This is a genomic window from Paraburkholderia agricolaris (assembly GCF_009455635.1).
Classification (GTDB): Bacteria; Pseudomonadota; Gammaproteobacteria; order Burkholderiales; family Burkholderiaceae; genus Paraburkholderia; species Paraburkholderia agricolaris.
In genome coordinates this window covers 586433-604199 of sequence record NZ_QPER01000002.1, presented here as the reverse complement: position 1 = coordinate 604199, position 17767 = coordinate 586433, and the positions used below count along the sequence as shown (strand labels likewise).

Here is a 17767-nt window from a genome sequence, read left to right as displayed (position 1 = left end):
GCAGCGCAATCCTATGTATCTGTCGGCAGCGTCGATACATTGAGATACAAAAGACAGTTGGGAGGCGACGGAATCTAGTCAAAACTTTTCAGTAAGAGCCTGGCTTCCAGGCCACCGTCGGGCCGGTTATGCAGCGACAGAACTGCGTCCATCGCCAGCGCGAGCTGCCGTGCAATCGCGAGACCCAGCCCGGTGCCGCCGGTGCCGCGATTACGTGACCCTTCCAGCCGATAGAACGGCTCGAACACGGCTTCCAGCGACTCAGCCGGAATACCCGGCCCGCGATCGAGTACCGAGACCGTCACCTGTCCTTCCCGCAAAGCGGTGACCCTGATCTCCGCCGACCCACTGAACTTCAGCGCGTTATCGACGAGGTTGCCCACGATCCGGCGTAACGCCTGCGGACGCGTCACCCATGGCGTGCCGATTCGCCCATGCAGCGAAACGTCCTTGCCGGCATCGACATAGTCGAACACGAGGCTGTCGAACAACGCATCCGGATCGATACGAAGTGGCGCCTCGCTAGCGCCATGCATGGTGCGTGCGTAGGTGACGCCTTCCTTGACCATCGTTTCCATTTCCTGCAGGTCCTGCTGCAGCTTGGCCCCTTGCGCGCTGTCGTCCATGACGTCGACGCGCAACCGCATACGGGTAATCGGCGTTTGCAGATCATGCGAAATCGCCGCAAGAATCTGCAAGCGCTCGGTCATGTACAACCTGATGCGGTCCTGCATGGCGTTAAACGCCCGAGCGGCGCGCGCCACTTCGTCCGGCCCGTCTTCGGGCAGGCGTTCCGCTTTCAGGTCGGGGCCCAGTGTATCGGCCGCTCGCGCCAACTGGCTCAACGGACGTGTCGCCAGCCGTACCGCCAGCCAGCAGCAGACGGCCAGCACGACCAGTTGCAACACCAGCACCCACGACAACCAGGGCGACAGCGGCGCGCCTGGCATCGGGTGGTAGTCGATCGTCAGCGGCGTGCCGTCGCTCAACTGCAAATGAACCTGCAGGCGCTCCGGGTCGCCCGGGACGGCATTGGCCGTGAGCGGATAGCGTTTGCCGATGCCGTCCGCGATAGATTGAGCCACCCTCGCCGAGAGCGTTGCATCCGGCGGCGCGCCGGCAACCCCCGGCCCGAGATTGAAGGTATAGGTGCGCCGCGCCAGCCTCGGCAGCCATTCGGCGCGTTCGTTAGCAGGCAGATGATCGAGCAGCGCGACGGAACTGGTGACCTCGCGTTCGATGTAACCCATCATCACGTTCGTCATGGTCTGGTCGCGTTCCGTCATGGTGAGCCAGACCGAAAGCGTTTGCACCAGCGCAAGACTGACAAACAGAATCAGCGCAAGCCGCATGAATAACGTGCGCGGCCAATGCAGCAAGGTGCGCAGCTTCATGGACTGCCTTCGATCATGGTCACGGCTGCTGAAAAGACATAACCCTCGCTGCGCAGCGTCTTGATGTAACGGGGTTCGCGCGCAGTGTCCTGCAAGCGTTGCCGCAAACGGCTGACCAGCAGATCGATCGAGCGGTCGAATGGATCGGCCTGGCGGCCCTGGGTCAGATTGAGCAATTGATCGCGCGTAAGCACGCGCTGTGGATGATCGAGAAATACACGCAGCAAGCGATATTCCGCGCCGCTCAGGGCGACCATCGTGCCCTCGGCGTCGAGCAGATGGCGCGCGGTGGTATCGAGCCGCCAGTCGCCGAAGCCGATCATCGGCGCGGTTTCCGTCACCTGCATGCCGGGCGGCAACATCCGCGCGCGGCGCAGCACGGAGCGAATGCGTGCCAGCAGTTCACGCACCGCAAACGGCTTGGACAGGTAATCGTCGGCGCCCATTTCCAGTCCGACAATACGATCCGCTTCTTCGCTGCGGGCGGTCAGCATCAGTACCGGCACCGTGCGAAACTTGCCGGCACGCAGTTCCCGGCACAACACGAGACCGTCTTCGCCGGGCAGCATCAGGTCCAGCACGATCAGATCCGGCGCCCCCTGTTCGAGCACCGCGCGCATCTGCCGGCCGTTGGCGGCCAGCGAAACGCGCATACCGTTTTTCTCCAGATAGGTGGCGAGCAGTTCGCGGATGCCGCGATCGTCGTCGACGATCAGGACATAGTCGATGTTTTCCATCAATGGATCAATCCTTTCGACGATTGACGCGCACCCGGTTCACGTTGACCAGCGAACAGTGCACGGGGTGTGCGAGTTCCGCCGCCAATCCGCCCGCCAGGAAGGCAAGCATCGCCATCAGCCGTCTCATGCGTCCTCCACGACGGACAGACTGGCGCCATTGGCCACGCTGGCCTCCAGCGTATACGGATCGATGCCCTCGAGGCAACCGATGTTGACCCGCCACAGTTGCGGATCCCTACGTGTCTGGTGAAACGGATAAATGCCGCAGTGTTTGCAGAAGTAGTGCCTGGCAGTGTGCGTATTGAACTGATAGAGCGTCAGCGCTTCCTCACCCTGCAGGATCTTCAGTTCGCCGGCGGCGAACGGTGGTGTCATCAGCGCGCCCTTGCGCCGGCACAGGCTGCAATTGCAACGCGCTGCCGGAACGACGTCGGTACGCACTTCAAATTTCACGGTCCCGCAATGACAGAACCCTTTCAGCAATTCAGTGTTCATGGAGTGCTCCGTAGCAGGTATGGCTGCTTTATAGCCCAGCCCGCGCGAAGCGTTGTATCCCAATGTATCTGGGCGCTCCCCTGACACAAAACATTGCAGCCGAACCGCCTCGCCGACACAAGCCAGATACGAACGGGCGTTCCAATGCAGCCATGCTCATCACTTAAAGGACGTCGACATGTTCTCCCGACTCAAAACCACCGCCGCCATCGCCCTGTTCGCGGCAACCGTGACCGCCGGCGCCGCCGCGCTCACCACGCTCATCGCAAGCCCCGTGGCCAACGCCGCTGACAGTTCCACCACAGATCAATTGAACAAACGCACGACCGCGCCGGAATTCACCGGCATCGACAAGTGGCTGAATAGCGATCCCCTGACCATCCAGCAGTTGCGTGGCAAGGTTGTGCTGGTCGACTTCTGGACCTACACGTGCATTAACTGCATCCACGTGCTGCCGTACGTCAAAAGCTGGAATCAGAAATACAGGGACCAGGGTCTGGTGGTGGTCGGCGTCCATACGCCCGAGTATCCATTCGAGCGCGACACGGACAAGGTCAAGGCCGCGATCAAGCGCTTCGACATTACCTATCCGGTCGCACAGGACAACAGCTACGCAACCTGGCGCGCCTACGATAACCAGTATTGGCCCGCGTTTTATCTGGTCGATAAGAAAGGCCACGTGGTCTACACGCACTTCGGCGAAGGCGACTATGAACAGACCGAGGCAAAGATCAAGGCCTTGCTGGCTGAAAACCCGTGATTCGTATTGCAATGTATCCGGGCAGCGAAGCGATACGGAACATTGCAGTTGACCCGGCTTCTGAATACAAGCCAGATACGTCAGCACGTTTTAATGCATCAACGCCGGATGCAATCGGCGTGAGACCTTAACCGGCACGCTCTGATTAGCGGCGTACGCTGCTAATCAGCCCGCGCGCGCCGCGTCTAGACACCTGCCAACGCCGGCAGATCGATCTCGTACGACGCGCGCTCGCGCCGGCTGCCAATACGCCGCTGACGTACCGCGTGGCCTGGATCCACCGCGCTTCCAGCACGCTTCGGCAGGCTGACGGGATAGCGAGCGTTTTTCTTCTCGAGAATGGCCCGGCTTAAAAACCCTGGGCTGTACGCCTTCAGCAAGTGCGGATGATGCGCTTCGATGTACGCAGCAATCCGCGCTTCCTCGCCTTCGATCATCGCCAGCAGCGCGAGCGTGTTCGCATCCCAACGGAAACGCAGGCCGAGTTCATCGAATGCGCTGTTGTACGCGCACAGTTGCGCTTCGACTTCCACATCTTGCGTGCTTTCGCACACGTCGAATTGGGACGGGGTCATGATCGTCTCCCTCAGGAAATTGGCATGACCAAGAATAGGAGGAGGAATCAATAAACAATAGTTAAAGTTTTTTCGAAAAACGATAGCTTTTTCTGTATACATCGATTTTTCTGCGGCACGGAGTCCGCCCTGGCATGCCTGGATGGCTGTATCGCGCACCCGGCGCCGCTTGGTCAGCAGCCGCAAGCCCATCCATTAGCTATGCCGAATGCAAACCATAAAATGTTTTAATTTTTACTTATCGCTGTTCTCGCGCAGCATCCCCTCAGACGCGCTCCACGCCAAACACCTGTTACCCAGTTGTCGTGAGATCGACGGCTAAAGCTTTTCGTTAGGGCAATTCCCCTGGCCGACCACTGGCGCTTCATTGCCCGCAGACAGCCGGCACAGAAGCGATTCGATCACGTCAGTCCAACGCGCCAATCGAGCGTGACGGAACTATAGGAGACGAATGACATGGGACATTCCAACGTATCCCAGAGCGGCAGTACGGCGTTCAGGCATCACCGCTGGGTGCAACTTGCGATCGGCATCGTGTGCATGGGACTGGTCGCGAATCTGCAATATGCGTGGACATTATTCGTTGTACCGATGGATAACGCCCATCACTGGGGCCAGGCAGCCATCCAGACAGCTTTCACCGTTTTCATCGTCACCGAAACCTGGCTCGTGCCCGTCGAAGGCTGGCTCGTCGACAAGTTCGGACCTCGTCCGGTCGTGATAGGCGGTTCGCTATGCGCGGCGCTCGGCTGGATCATCGACGCGCATGCGAGCAGTCTCGCCGAACTCTATGTCGCAGCCGTGATCGCCGGCATCGGCGCGGGCTGCGTGTATGGCACCTGTGTGGGCACGGCGCTCAAATGGTTTCCGGACAAACGCGGTCTCGCGGCCGGTTTGACCGCGGCAGGTTTCGGCGCCGGCGCGGCCGTCACGGTGATTCCGATCGCCGACATGATCCAGCGCTCGGGCTACCAGCACACCTTCATGTTCTTCGGCATCTTCCAGGGCGTCTGCATTCTGCTGCTCGCCACCATGCTGATCCGTCCGAAACCGCCCGCAACCGCGATCGCGGCGAGACGCGTGGTGGCAAGCAAGATCGACTACACGCCCGGCGAGATGATCCGTTCGCCGCTCTTCTGGGTGCTGTATCTGATGTTCGTGTTCGTCGCGGCCGGTGGCATCATTGCGACCGCGCAGCTTGGGCCGATCGCGAAGGAATACGGCTTTGCGAAGCTGCCGGTGAGTCTGCTTGGCATCACGCTGCCGCTGCTCACCATGACGCTGTCGATCGACAATCTGTGCAACGGCTTCACGCGTCCGTTGTGCGGTTTTCTGTCGGACCGTATCGGCCGTGAGAACACGATGTTCATGATCTTTCTCGGCGAAGGCGTCGCGCTGCTCGGGCTCATGCAGTTCGGCCACAACCCCTACGCATTCATGTTCTTCGCCGCGGCCGTGTTCCTGTGCTGGGGCGAAATTTTCTCGATCTTCCCCGCAACCTGCGCGGACACCTTCGGCAGCAAGTACGCCGCGGCCAATGCGGGCACGCTCTATACCGCGAAGGGTACCGCGTCGATGCTGGTGCCGGTCGCCTCGGTGCTGTCGGCGAACGGCGGGTGGAGCACCGTGTTCATCTCGGCAGCGGTGATCTCGATCGCTGCGGCCGTATCCGCGAAGTTCATCCTCGCCCCCATGAGAAAGCGCTGGATCGAGAACTCGGGCGCGCCGGCCGGCGCGGTCATTGCCGAAGCGCGGCTTCAGCCGTCGCCTGGCGGTTCGCCTGAATAAACGACCCCGTGAGCGCGCCACTCACGACGAATCCCACAAAGCCCCGTGACCAAGGAGACATATCATGGCAGAAGCCGATAGGCCCGCAACAGAAGCGACCCCGAAGCAACAGGCAGCCGAGACGACCGATGGATTTCATCTCGTCATCGACGCGCTGAAACTGAACGAGATCAACACCATCTTTGGTCTTGTCGGTATTCCGATCACCGATCTCGCGCGGCTGGCACAAGCGGAAGGGATGCGTTTCATCGGCTTTCGTCATGAACAGCACGCGGGCAACGCAGCGGCCGTTAGCGGTTTCATGACGCAGAAGCCGGGGATCTGCCTGACCGTGTCGGCGCCAGGCTTTCTCAACGGCCTGACCGCGCTCGCCAACGCGACCACCAACTGCTTCCCGATGATCCTGATCAGCGGCTCGAGCGAGCGCGAGATCGTCGATTTGCAGCAGGGCGATTACGAGGAAATGGATCAGCTAAATGCGGCCAGGCCGTATGCGAAGGCCGCGTATCGCGTGCTGCATGCGGAAGACATCGGCATCGGCGTGGCGCGAGCGATTCGTGCCGCGGTGTCGGGCCGGCCGGGCGGTGTGTATCTGGACTTGCCGGCCAAGCTGCTCGCGCAAACGATGGATGCCGTGAAGGCGCAGCAGTCGCTGGTCAAGGTCGTCGATGCCGCGCCGCGTCAGTTGCCTGCGCCGGAATCGGTGAAGCGCGCGATCGACGTACTGAAGAGCGCGAAGCGTCCGCTGATCCTGCTCGGCAAGGGCGCCGCATACGCGCAGGCCGACGCGGAAATCCGCGCGTTCGTCGAGCAAAGCGGCATTCCGTATCTGCCGATGTCGATGGCCAAGGGGCTATTGCCCGATACGCACGAGCAATCGGCGTCGGCAGCGCGCTCGTTTGTCCTGCAGGAAGCTGACGTTGTCGTGCTGATCGGTGCGCGTCTGAACTGGCTGCTCTCGCACGGCAAGGGCAAAACCTGGGGCGCGGCGCCGAAGCAATTCGTTCAGGTCGATATCTCGCCGACCGAGATCGACAGCAACGTGGCGATTGCCGCGCCGGTGATCGGCGATATCGGCTCTTGCGTGGCGGCATTGCGCGCCGGCCTCGATGCGAGCTTCGCGAAACCGGGCGCGGAGTGGACCGGCGCAATCGCCGAGCGCAAGAGCAAGAATCTCGCAAAGATGGCTGCCACGCTCGACCAGAATCCGTCGCCGATGAACTTCCACAGCGCGTTGCGCGCGATCCGCGATGTGTTGAAGACACGCCCGGACATCAACGTCGTCAACGAAGGCGCCAACACGCTCGACTACGCGCGCAGCATCATCGATATGTACGAGCCGCGCAAGCGCTTCGATTCCGGCACGTGGGGAATCATGGGTATCGGCATGGGTTTCGCGATCGGCGCGGCAGTGACGAGCGGCAAACCGGTTGTCGCGATTGAAGGTGACAGCGCCTTCGGTTTCAGCGGTATGGAACTCGAAACCATCTGCCGCTACGACCTGCCGGTTTGCACCATCGTGTTCAACAACAACGGCGTGTATCGCGGCACCGACGTGAACCCGACTGGCGGTAAGGACGTCGCACCGACCGTGTTCGTGAAGGGCGCGCGTTACGACAGGATGATCGAGGCATTCGGCGGTATTGGCTACCACGCCACCACACCGGAAGAACTGACCAAGGCATTGCTCGAAGCGATCGCATCCGGCAAACCAAGCCTGATCAACGCCGTGATCGACGAAGCGGCCGGCACGGAAAGTGGCCGCCTGACCAATCTGAATCCGCAAAGCGCGGCGATGAAAAAGTGATCCAGCATAACCACGGAGAAACCAAAGTGACCAAACCTCTCGAAGGCATCAAGATCATCGACTTCACCCACGTTCAGGCCGGTCCTGCGTGCACCCAGTTGCTCGCCTGGTTCGGCGCCGACGTGATCAAGGTTGAACGGCCGGGTTCAGGCGACGTGACACGCAACCAGTTACGCGACATCCCCGACGCCGACGCGCTTTACTTCACCATGCTCAACAGCAACAAGAAGTCACTGACGTTGGACACGAAGAAGCCCGAAGGCAAGGAAATACTCGAAAAACTGGTCCGTGAATCCGACGTGCTGGTCGAGAATTTCGGGCCAGGCGCGTTGGACCGGATGGGGTTTTCATGGGAACGCCTGAACGAACTCAACCCGAAGATGATCGTCGCTTCGGTGAAGGGTTTCAGCGACGGCCACCACTACGACGACCTGAAGGTCTATGAGAACGTCGCGCAATGCGCAGGCGGCGCGGCGTCCACCACTGGCTTCTGGGACGGTCCGCCGACCATCAGCGCCGCGGCGCTCGGCGACAGCAACACCGGCATGCATCTGGCCATCGGCATTCTGACCGCACTGCTCGGACGCGACAAAACCGGCAAAGGCCAGAAGGTTGCGGTATCGATGCAGGACAGCGTGCTGAACCTGTGCCGTGTGAAACTACGCGACCAGCAGCGGCTGGAGCGCGTGGGCTATCTCGAAGAGTATCCGCAGTATCCGCACGGCGAATTCAGCGACGTGGTGCCGCGCGGCGGCAACGCGGGCGGCGGCGGTCAGCCGGGTTGGGTGCTCAAGTGCAAGGGCTGGGAAACGGACCCGAATGCGTACATCTACTTCACGATCCAGGGCCATGCGTGGGAGCCGATCTGCAAGGCGCTCGGCAAACCTGAGTGGATCGACGATCCAGCCTACAAGACCGCTGAGGCACGTCAGCCGCATATCTTCGAGATTTTCGGCACCATCGAGGCATGGCTCGCCGACAAGACCAAATTCGAAGCGGTCGACATCTTGCGCAAATTCGATATCCCGTGTGCGCCGGTTCTGACGATGAAGGAACTGGCCAACGATCCGTCGTTGCGTGCAAGCGGTACGATCGTCGAAGTGCCGCACAAGAAGCGCGGCTCATATCTGACGGTTGGCAGTCCGATCAAGTTCTCCGACATGAAACCGGAGGTCACCGCGTCGCCGCTGCTCGGCGAACATACGGACGAGGTGCTGGCAAGTCTTGGTTACAGCCGGCAGGATATTTTCAACCTGCGCGAAATCAAAGCGGTTTAAGCGTGCCTCCCCGCATGCCCGTGTGTATGCTCGGGCGTGCGGATACGGCGTCCTTCGCGGGCGCCGTATCCAATCCAGCGATCTGCGTTTTACATTCGGGGGAGCATCATGCAAACAGGCACCGACTTCGAGCAACTCGTCAATGTGATCGGCGACGCGGTCATCATTTCAGATGCCGGCGGCAGCATCACATTCTGGAACCCCGCGGCAGAACGCATGTTCGGCTTTACGCAAAGCGAGGCGCTCGGAAATTCGCTGGATCTGATCATTCCGGAACGTTTGCGCGGCCGCCATTGGGACGGTTATCACAAGACGATGGCAACGGGCGAAACCCGTTACGGCAACGACGTGCTGCGTGTGCCTGCCATCCATAAGGACGGGCGGTCGCTCTCGATTGCCTTTACGGTTGCATTGCTGCATTCGCCGCAAAACGAACTCACCGGTATTGTTGCCGTGATCCGCGACGAGACCAGCCGCTTCCAGGAGGACCGCTTGCTGCGCAAGCGTCTCGCGGAACTGGAAACCTCCGTGCGCGCGTAAGCGAGAACCGCGGCAGTTCATCACGGCGGTTGACCCCGCGTGTGCCGCATCGCTTGCTCACCAGACCCGGCAGATATTGGGCGAGGTCTTTGAGCGTCACAACATCGGGCGTAGCGGGCGCGTGCCATACGGCTACTTCGGCGTCACATGCTGGATCGTCCTGAGTTCCCTTGTCAGTGCGATTCTGTCGGACTCTGGCGATTCGGAACACAGTTTTATATCACAATGGGATACAATCACGTCGAAATGTTCTTTCGCTTCGTAGGAATTTGGCCTTAAGGTGTGCTGCCGTCCTACGTGATACCCACCTACTTTCCTACTCATCCCTTGTCCCGCTACGCTCTTGTTCGCTGGCTTTCCAGCTTTGCCCCCCACCCTATTGCCGTCCGATGGCCGGAGCGCTTGAGGTCGTGTCTCGGCGCATTGCTTGGTATCGCGTTCACCGGCGGGAGCATGCACGTCCTTCTCGGGCCGGCAGCCAACATTCCGCTCCTCGTGGCGCCCATGGGGGCGTCGGCTGTGCTGCTGTTCGCGGTGCCGGCCAGTCCGCTGGCGCAACCGTGGTCCATCATCGGCGGCAATCTCGTTTCAGCGACGGTAGGGGTTGCCTGTGCAAACTGGATCGCCGATCCGGTGGGCGCCGCCGCGCTGGCCGTCGCGCTGGCGATCTGCGCGATGTTCGCGTTGCGGTGCGTGCACCCGCCGTCGGGCGCGGTTGCCCTCACCGCGGTTCTGGGCGGTCCGGTCGTCCATGCTCTCGGCTACCGCTTCGTGCTCGAACCGATCGCGATCCAGTCGGTCGCCCTGCTGGGCGCGGCCATCGCCTACCACGCAGCCACCGGGCATCGATACCCGCACGTCGCCCAGAGTTCGGTCAAAGGCCCGGCGACCTCACCGGCAGCGGCGAACGAAGGTTTCACGCGCGCGGACCTGGAGTCCGTGCTGAGCAAGCGTGGAGAACTGCTCGATATCGATACGGACGACCTGGAATCCCTGTTGCGCGACGTTCAGTTGCAGGCCTATGCCCGCACGTTCAATGAGCTGACGTGCGCCGACATCATGTCGCGTTCGCTGGTCGCCGTGTCGGCAAACACGAGGGCGTCGGCAGCATGGAGCCTGCTGAAACAGCGCAACATCAAGGCACTCCCGGTTACCGACGAGAAGCAGCACGTGATCGGCATCGTGACCCGCGCCGACCTTGTGGACAAACGCGCGGTCAGCAAGGCGACCGTTCTGTCGTCTCCGCTGCAACGCTGGTTCCAGCGCAGCATCACCCCGGCGCCGCTGGTCGGTGCCCTGATGAACGTCGACGTGCATACGGTCGACGCGACGACGCCGATCGTCGAACTGGTGCCAGTGTTCGCGAACTACGGACACCACCACATCCCGGTTCTGGATGCCAACCGGCGGCTTGCCGGAATGATCACGCAGGCCGACCTCATCGCGGGTTTGTACCGCCAGGCTTACGCCCAGCAACGACGCGCGGCATAGCACTATTACGAACGGACACTGCGCTGAAACACGGTCACAAATATCACGTCATGATATAATTTTCACCTCACCTATTTCCTCACGAAACGCCGATGAAAACACTCACTCGCAACTTGACCAAGGCGGACTTCGAGCAGTTGTCGGAGTTTCGCTACCAGATGCGGCGCTTCGAGCGTTTCTCCGAGCAGGCCGCCCAGGGCGAAGGCATTACCCCGTTGCAGTATCTGCTGCTCCTGCATATCAAGGGGTATCCGGAGCGCGACTGGGCCACCGTCGGCGAGCTGGCAGAACGGCTCCAGGCGCAGCATCACGGCGTGGTCGCGCTCGTGTCCCGCTGCGAAGCGCTCGATCTGGTCCGCAGAAAGATCAGTGAGACGGATCGCCGCCAGGTCGAGGTTCATTTGTTGAAAGCAGGCGAACTTGTGCTTGCCCGTCTTGCCGAGATGCACCGCACCGAACTGAAGTCGCTCGAAGGCGCATTTAACGTCCCCCGTATTGATTTTTGAGTCACCATGAGTCTCGATAACCATAAGCGTGATTTCTCCACCAACGCACGGCTTCCCGGCATTTCCGCACTCGCGGCGGGAATCGGCGCGCTTAGCACGCTCGCAGCGTTCGTGCTGCTGAGCCTGATTCATCTGTTCACGAATCTGTTCTTCTTCCAGCAGTTTTCGTTTACGGACCGCTCGCCGGCCGGCAACACGCTGGGTATCTGGGTGGTAATCATTCCTGTGATCGGCGGTCTCATCGTCGGTTTCATGGCCCGCTATGGATCGGAGAAGATTCGCGGTCACGGTATTCCCGAAGCGATCGAAGCAATTCTGTTCGGCAAGAGCCGCATGTCGCCGAAAGTGGCAATTCTCAAACCGCTCTCGTCCGGCATTGTGATCGGCAGTGGCGGCCCGTTCGGCGCAGAAGGCCCGATCATCATGACAGGCGGCGCACTGGGGTCGCTGATCGCGCAATGCGTGAAGGTCACCGCCGCGGAACGCAAGACACTGCTGGTGGCCGGCGCGGCGGCCGGCATGACCGCGGTCTTTGGCACGCCGGTGGCCGCCGTCCTGCTGGCGGTCGAACTGCTGCTGTTCGAATGGCGCCCGCGCAGTTTTCTGCCGGTCGCGCTGGCATGTGCGGTCGCAGGGTTTGCGCGTGCGGCATTCTTCGGCACGGGAGCGCTGTTTCCGCTTGAGACCGCGCCTCCCGGCGCGCTGTCGCTCGTGTCCTGCGTCATCGCCGGGTTGATGTCCGGTGCGCTTGCATCCGGTCTGTCAGCCGCGCTGTACAAGACCGAAGACCTGTTCGGCAAGCTGCCCATCCACTGGATGTGGTGGCCCGCGCTCGGCGGCCTCGTTGTCGGTATCGGCGGCTTTATCGAGCCTCGCGCGCTGGGTGTCGGCTATGACGTGATCGGCGACCTGTTGCACCAGCACATTGCCATCCAGATCGCGCTGGCGATCCTGGTGGTGAAAGCGGTCATCTGGGTCGTGGCCCTGGGCTCCGGCACCTCGGGCGGCGTCCTTGCGCCGCTGCTGATGCTCGGCGCAGGACTCGGCGTGGTGTTCGGTCACGTGCTGCCGGGCGGCGACCCTGCCCTGTGGCCGCTCGTCTGCATGGCGGCCACGCTCGGCGCCACGCTCGGTGCGCCTTTGACCGCAATCGTGTTCGCCTTCGGCCTGACTCACGACAGCAACGCCTTGCTGCCGCTGCTCGCCGCAACGCTGATCGCGCACGGGTTTGCAACGGTCGTCATGAAGCGTTCGATCATGACCGAGAAAATTGCGCGGCGCGGTTATCACATTTACCGGGAATACGGCGTCGATCCACTTGAGCGCCACCATGTCGACGAAGTGATGTCGCGTACGGTCGAGACCATCGACGGCGAGCTGTCCGTGGGCGAGGCGTTGGAAACGTACTTCGGCACGACCCAGACACATCGCGCCTATCCGGTCGTGCACCAAGGCGCGCTGGCGGGTGTGGTGGATCGCGCGGTGCTGGAAAAGATTCGCGATGACGAGACAGCGCATACGCTCGACTCGCGCCTGAGCGACGTGTTGCGCCAGCGCTCTCCCGCGTTTGCATTGCCGAGTGAAACCTGCCGGCTCGTCGCAACACGTCTGGCGGTGCACGGGCTCGAACGCTTGCCGGTCGTTGCGGATACCGAAACGTTGCAGCTGATCGGTATCGTGTCGCGCAGCGATCTGATTAAGCCGTCTCTCGCTCACTTCGACGAAGAGCATAAAAAAGAACGCTTCCGCCGTTTGCGGGTTCCCACCGGTAAGCGGCACTTTCCGCCGGTGCCCTGAGTCAACGGACAGTCTCACCTGTGAGGACAGGTCCGCGCGACGTAGTGTCGGCGCTACTTGCCGCGCGCCACCGACACCAGCTTTTTTACACGTCGCGCCATACTCACGAACACGCCGTCGGATTTGCTCGCAGACGCCCGTCTGTGCGGCATGCGCTGGAGATCCTCCCAGTCTTCCTGCAACGCGCGCGCATGATCGGCGGCGTCGAATGGCCATTCGACCACCACCGCTCTCAATACCGCCGCGCGCGGACCCGTTTCGGCGCTGTCTATGTACGCGTTAATCGCCAACGCCTCCTGCTCGGCCGTTCGCTGAGAGTCGGCGACAATGAAGTCGTTAAGTCCTTCGATATGAACGCACCACAACCGTTCGCTCACTTCCTGTCTCCGTATTCAAGCCACCGCTCTTAGCCGCTCCCACTTCAAATCTGAAAAACACGGGCCTTGGGTAGCTTCACTGAACTTCACATCGTTGTGTTCACCGTTCCATTCCATCACCTGAACGTTCTCGTCCGCATCGACGGTCACATCCCATCCTATGCATCGAGCAAAAGGAATTTTCCGATGCAGATCGAGGACCATCGCAACGCATTGCGCAAATGCCGGGATCGTCACACCTGAGAAACGGACTCCGGAATCGGGATGTTCTGCAATCGCACCCCAATCGTTCATGTAACCCTCACGACCCAGCTCACCGGTAACCAGATCGACCGGCACGCAGATATCGTGATCGCTCTGAACGTGTGTATCGTCCGCTCTACCGAGCCGGAAAAAACAGGCTCGAATAGAAACGCTCCCAGCATCGTCTACAACTGTCGTAAAGCGCAACGTGGCAACCGGCTTTGACGCAAAAGCATTGAACACGCGATGCTGAGTGATGAATTTCTGAATCACCCCATTGCCAAGCGATTTGATGACTTCGCCGTTGAAGTTCTTTCTATCAAAGAGGTACACGCCTTTGCCCTGACCGGACCCGTCCAGCTTGAATACGACCCTGTCGCACTGCCCGAACACCAGGCTCTCGAGATCATGCTCTGGAATCACAACACTTCTGTCTGTGAAGAACAGGCCATTGGCGAAGTAAGCGATATCCGGAAACGCATTGCTATCGAAGATCAACCGCGATAACGGCTTCAGCGCGGACAGCTTGCCGTACGAGCCTTTCATGCTCGGCACGACCACGCTGCCGTAATAGTTATCCGGAATCCACCCTTCCTTGAACGTTCCGCTGAACGCCGTGTAGACACGCAGCCACGGTGCGTAGACGATACTCCCAAACACATCGCGCGCGTAGGTATCGGCGAGCTTCAGATGCGCCGGATCGGCCTTTCCATACGTCCGCTCCAGAAACTCCAGCACGCGCCCTGCCTGGGCGCCATGATCCCGGTGGAATCTGAATTGCGCCACCCTCTTTAACGACCGCCTGACCACACGTTCAACATCGAATGAGGCCATTCCTACTCCCTGTACCGTATTACTGGGGCCTCGATCTAAGCTCAATAAGCGTTAGGATGATGAAGCCCCTTGAATACAGTCGCGAAAATGATCTTTACATCAAGTCTGAATGACCAGTTCCTGAGGTAATACAAATCGTGCGCGACACGGCCTTCCATTTTTTCGATGCGATCGGTTTCGCCGCGAAAGCCGTTAATCTGTGCCCAGCCGGTAATGCCGGGTTTGATGCGGTAACGATGAATGTAGCCGGAGACAATGTTCTGGTAGAGATCGTCGTGCTCAAGCGCATGAGGACGAGGCCCCACCACCGACATATCGCCGCGCAGCACATTGAAGAACTGCGGTAATTCATCAAGGCTCGTACGCCTAAGGAATCCACCCACTTTGGTAATGCGCGGGTCGCCACGGGTCGCCTGTTCGAGCACACCGTGCTTCTGTTCATGCAGACGCATGGTACGAAACTTGAAGATGGTGAAGACACGGCCATCCGCCCCTTTACGGCATTGCTTGAAAAATACCGGTCCGGGCGAACTCAACTTAACCGCAATCGCACAGGCAAGCAGGATAGGCGATACCGCGATCAACGCGCCCAGCGCAAAGAGACGGTCGAACAACTCCTTCTGCACCAGTGCATTGGGCGGCAATGGCGACGCGGCGAGATTGATGGTCGGCACGCCCAGCAGGTCCGTGACACTGCCTTCAAACAACGCTAACGTGCGCACGTCGGGCATGAACCGTATATTGATCAGATCGTTGCGAAACTCATTGACCAGCTTGAGGATCGTGCGCTCCTCGGTCAATGGCAACGCCAGCCAGACTTCGCCGATCTGCCGTTCCCGAACGTATCGAGCAAAGCTTGCATGCTCTTTAAAGACACGCACCGCCGTCGTGGCCGCCGCAGTGGTGTCAGCGCGCACGTTGTACAGCGCGTTGGGCCGAAACCCCGCAGCCGGATTCATCTCCATCTTGCGAATGATCTCGTCGCAATGATCGCCGCACGCCGCCACGGCCACCTGCTGCAAGTTCAGGCCCGCGTTGCGCGCCCGGCCAAGCAGCATGTGCGTCATCATGCGGCCGGCAATCATCAGCCCGCCGGATATGCCGGTCCAGTAGGCAAACCAGAGACGCGAGACAAAGTCGATTCGATGCAACGAGAACATCAGTGCCATTGCGCAGGCCTGCACGACCAGCCAGCCGAGCGCGACTTGCCCCACCAGCGCTCTTTTGGAGCGTCCGCGCCACGATTCGTACACACCAAGCGCCGGAAACACAGCCAGTGAAAAAGCGGCGGCGAAAGCCACGAACGCAAAATAGAAACCTCGTTGAGACGCATCGTCGAAGCGGATACTGGAGGCAACCAGTGCACCCGTCAGAATCATCGCCACGTCGAATAGTCTTGCCAGTAAACCAGTAATCAATCGCATCACAGCCCCTTAGTACACGTACCCCGTTACCAGAGCTGATTCAACCGCACCGTCCGTACTTGTCGTCGAATCTGACGATGTCGTCTTCGCCGAGATACGTTCCGGACTGAACCTCGATGATCTGAAGCGGTACGCAGCCGGGATTTTCCAGACGATGGCGTATGCCGAGTGGAATGTAGGTCGACTCGTTTTCGCCGAGAAGGAATTGCTCCTCGCCGCGCGTGACAAGCGCGGTGCCGCTCACGACAACCCAGTGCTCCGCGCGGTGGTGATGCATCTGTAATGACAGGCGCGCACCGGGCATGACGACAATGCGCTTCACCTGGAAGCGGTCGCCGTGATCGATCGAATCGTAGAAACCCCACGGCCGGCGCACTTTTCTGTGCGCGTCGGCTTCCGGTGACTTCTCGCGCTTGATGCGTGACACCAGGCCCTTGATGTCCTGCACATGCGAACGGTCCGCGACCAGCACCGCGTCGTCGGTATCGACCACGATCATGTTGTTCGTGCCGACACACGCAACCAATCGCCCTCCCTGAGAACGCGCATAAGTGGCGGTTGCGCCTTCGAACAGCACACGCCCGTTCGACGCGTTGCCGCACTCGTCCTTTTCCATCGCCTGCCAGACCGCATCCCACGAACCGAGATCCGACCAGCCCGCGTCGAGCGGCACCACGATCGCGCTGAAGGGCGAATCGGGTTTGGCGACGTGTTCCATCACCGCGTAATCGATCGAATCGGATGGCGAACGCAGGAACCCGGTAGCATCGGGAATGATGCATTCGTCCGTTTTCTTGGCGCCCTGATACGCCTCGACACACGCAGCGTGGATCTCCGGCTGGAATCGCTCGATGACGGCTAGCCAGACAGACGAACGAACCACGAACATGCCGCTATTCCACCAGTAATTGCCAGATTCAATGTACTGCGCGGCAAGTTCTGCGGCCGGCTTCTCGACAAAACGTTCGATGCGATGCGCGCCATCCGGCAATACCTCACCGAGGCGGATATAACCGAATCCCGTATCGGCCCGATCAGGCGGGATGCCCAGTGTAGCGATCTCGCCCTTCAGCGCATGACGTGCTGCAATATCGATCGACTGGTGGAGCGCATCCAGATTTGCAATGGCATGGTCCGCGGGCATGGCGACCAGAATGGCATCCTGCCCATCGGCACACGCCGCCAGCGCGGCAAGCGTAAGAGCCGGCGCCGTATCCCGGCGAGCCGGCTCGACGATAATGCGCGCGTTCACGCCAATTTCCCGAGCCTGTTCGTAAGTCGCGAAGTAGTGTTCCGCCCCGCACACGATGAGCGGATCCGCAGCGATCTCCCAGGTCGTACTGAAACCCGCCATTCGCCCCATCGTGGCCTGAAGCAAAGTCTGGTTACCGATCACGTCGATCAACTGCTTCGGAAACTGCTCGCGCGACACCGGCCACAGGCGAGTACCCGATCCACCGGCGAGAATCACTTGCACGAGCGGTGGATAGTCCACTACAACCTGATCGATCGCTTCGCTATCCAGCTCGCCGGCAACTACCGTAACCTTGCTCATTTAAAGCTCCTTTACATTGAAACCAGCCGGTGGACGAAATCCTCACGTCCGCGCACAACGCGTTGCACCGTCAATCGCGCCGTTGGTTTCTTGTGTGATCAATGACAGGACGACTGTGTCAGACGGACAAAGCCAGTAGTTCAATTAGCGGCGGTAAAGATGCC

17 protein-coding genes and 1 pseudogene are annotated in these 17767 nt (G+C 60.4%); 8 read left to right on the top strand and 10 right to left on the bottom strand.

Annotated features, from left to right (window positions below):
- Positions 1–74: 74 nt before the first annotated feature.
- The 4 genes from GH665_RS24205 to GH665_RS24195 are packed head-to-tail and all read right to left on the bottom strand — an operon-like array spanning position 75 to position 2629.
- Complete coding sequence (locus GH665_RS24205) at positions 75–1394, bottom strand: ATP-binding protein (protein WP_153139619.1); 1320 nt, start codon at positions 1392–1394, stop codon at positions 75–77.
- Positions 1391–2131, bottom strand: coding sequence for a response regulator (locus tag GH665_RS24200; protein ID WP_153139617.1), 741 nt, complete (start codon positions 2129–2131; stop codon positions 1391–1393). Before GH665_RS24200 ends, GH665_RS24205 begins: the two co-directional genes overlap by 4 nt.
- A 7-nt stretch (positions 2132–2138) precedes the next feature.
- Entirely contained in the window at positions 2139–2261 is a 123-nt protein-coding gene (locus GH665_RS39475) for a hypothetical protein (protein WP_281357310.1), read from the bottom strand.
- A complete protein-coding gene (locus GH665_RS24195) occupies positions 2258–2629 on the bottom strand; it encodes a GFA family protein (protein WP_153139615.1) in 372 nt (123 codons plus the stop codon). Before GH665_RS24195 ends, GH665_RS39475 begins: the two co-directional genes overlap by 4 nt.
- Positions 2630–2807: 178 nt before the next feature.
- On the opposite strand from GH665_RS24195, the gene GH665_RS24190 reads away from it, so the two are divergent.
- Positions 2808–3389 (top strand): thioredoxin family protein, encoded by a 582-nt coding sequence (locus GH665_RS24190; RefSeq protein WP_153139613.1) that lies wholly within the window; start codon positions 2808–2810, stop codon positions 3387–3389.
- Positions 3390–3574: 185 nt separating this feature from the next.
- Here the strand turns inward: GH665_RS24190 and GH665_RS24185 are convergent, their stop codons facing one another.
- Positions 3575–3964 carry a hypothetical protein gene (locus GH665_RS24185; protein WP_153142274.1) on the bottom strand — a complete coding sequence of 130 codons (390 nt, stop codon included), beginning with the start codon at positions 3962–3964 and terminating at the stop codon, positions 3575–3577.
- A 456-nt stretch (positions 3965–4420) separates the two neighbouring features.
- On the opposite strand from GH665_RS24185, the gene oxlT reads away from it, so the two are divergent.
- The 4 genes from oxlT (at position 4421) to GH665_RS24165 (ending at position 9376) form a co-directional block, all read left to right on the top strand.
- The gene (gene oxlT / locus GH665_RS24180; protein WP_153139611.1) at positions 4421–5752 is read left to right on the top strand and encodes an oxalate/formate MFS antiporter; all 1332 of its coding nucleotides are present in this window, start codon (positions 4421–4423) and stop codon (positions 5750–5752) included.
- A 64-nt stretch (positions 5753–5816) separates the two neighbouring features.
- Positions 5817–7559 carry an oxalyl-CoA decarboxylase gene (gene oxc / locus GH665_RS24175; protein WP_153139609.1) on the top strand — a complete coding sequence of 581 codons (1743 nt, stop codon included), beginning with the start codon at positions 5817–5819 and terminating at the stop codon, positions 7557–7559.
- A 26-nt stretch (positions 7560–7585) separates the two neighbouring features.
- Complete coding sequence (gene frc / locus GH665_RS24170; RefSeq protein WP_153139607.1) at positions 7586–8836, top strand: formyl-CoA transferase; 1251 nt, start codon at positions 7586–7588, stop codon at positions 8834–8836.
- Between the two features lie 108 nt (positions 8837–8944).
- The gene (locus tag GH665_RS24165; protein WP_153139605.1) at positions 8945–9376 is read left to right on the top strand and encodes a PAS domain-containing protein; all 432 of its coding nucleotides are present in this window, start codon (positions 8945–8947) and stop codon (positions 9374–9376) included.
- A gap of 10 nt (positions 9377–9386) precedes the next feature.
- On the opposite strand, the pseudogene GH665_RS39685 reads toward GH665_RS24165, so the two are convergent.
- A pseudogene (locus GH665_RS39685) lies at positions 9387–9476 on the bottom strand (DUF1840 domain-containing protein); the annotation flags it as partial.
- A 227-nt stretch (positions 9477–9703) separates the two neighbouring features.
- Here GH665_RS39685 and GH665_RS24160 point away from each other — a divergent pair.
- The 3 genes from GH665_RS24160 to GH665_RS24150 all read left to right on the top strand — a co-directional run bounded on the left by GH665_RS24160 (position 9704) and on the right by GH665_RS24150 (position 13170).
- Positions 9704–10867 (top strand): HPP family protein, encoded by a 1164-nt coding sequence (locus GH665_RS24160; protein WP_153139603.1) that lies wholly within the window; start codon positions 9704–9706, stop codon positions 10865–10867.
- 92 nt (positions 10868–10959) lie between these two features.
- Positions 10960–11373 (top strand): MarR family winged helix-turn-helix transcriptional regulator, encoded by a 414-nt coding sequence (locus GH665_RS24155; RefSeq protein WP_153139601.1) that lies wholly within the window; start codon positions 10960–10962, stop codon positions 11371–11373.
- 6 nt (positions 11374–11379) lie between these two features.
- Entirely contained in the window at positions 11380–13170 is a 1791-nt protein-coding gene (locus tag GH665_RS24150; RefSeq protein ID WP_153139599.1) for a chloride channel protein, read from the top strand.
- Positions 13171–13223: 53 nt separating this feature from the next.
- Here GH665_RS24150 and GH665_RS24145 read toward each other — a convergent pair whose 3' ends face one another.
- Genes GH665_RS24145 through GH665_RS24130 form a run of 4 tightly spaced genes read right to left on the bottom strand, consistent with a single transcriptional unit; the run spans position 13224 to position 17603 of the window.
- Complete coding sequence (locus GH665_RS24145) at positions 13224–13547, bottom strand: hypothetical protein (protein WP_153139598.1); 324 nt, start codon at positions 13545–13547, stop codon at positions 13224–13226.
- A 15-nt stretch (positions 13548–13562) separates the two neighbouring features.
- Complete coding sequence (locus GH665_RS24140; protein WP_153139595.1) at positions 13563–14624, bottom strand: sugar-transfer associated ATP-grasp domain-containing protein; 1062 nt, start codon at positions 14622–14624, stop codon at positions 13563–13565.
- A 41-nt stretch (positions 14625–14665) separates the two neighbouring features.
- Positions 14666–16048 carry an undecaprenyl-phosphate glucose phosphotransferase gene (locus GH665_RS24135; protein ID WP_153139593.1) on the bottom strand — a complete coding sequence of 461 codons (1383 nt, stop codon included), beginning with the start codon at positions 16046–16048 and terminating at the stop codon, positions 14666–14668.
- Between the two features lie 40 nt (positions 16049–16088).
- Entirely contained in the window at positions 16089–17603 is a 1515-nt protein-coding gene (locus GH665_RS24130; RefSeq protein ID WP_153139591.1) for a mannose-1-phosphate guanylyltransferase/mannose-6-phosphate isomerase, read from the bottom strand.
- Between the last annotated feature and the right edge of the window lie 164 nt (positions 17604–17767).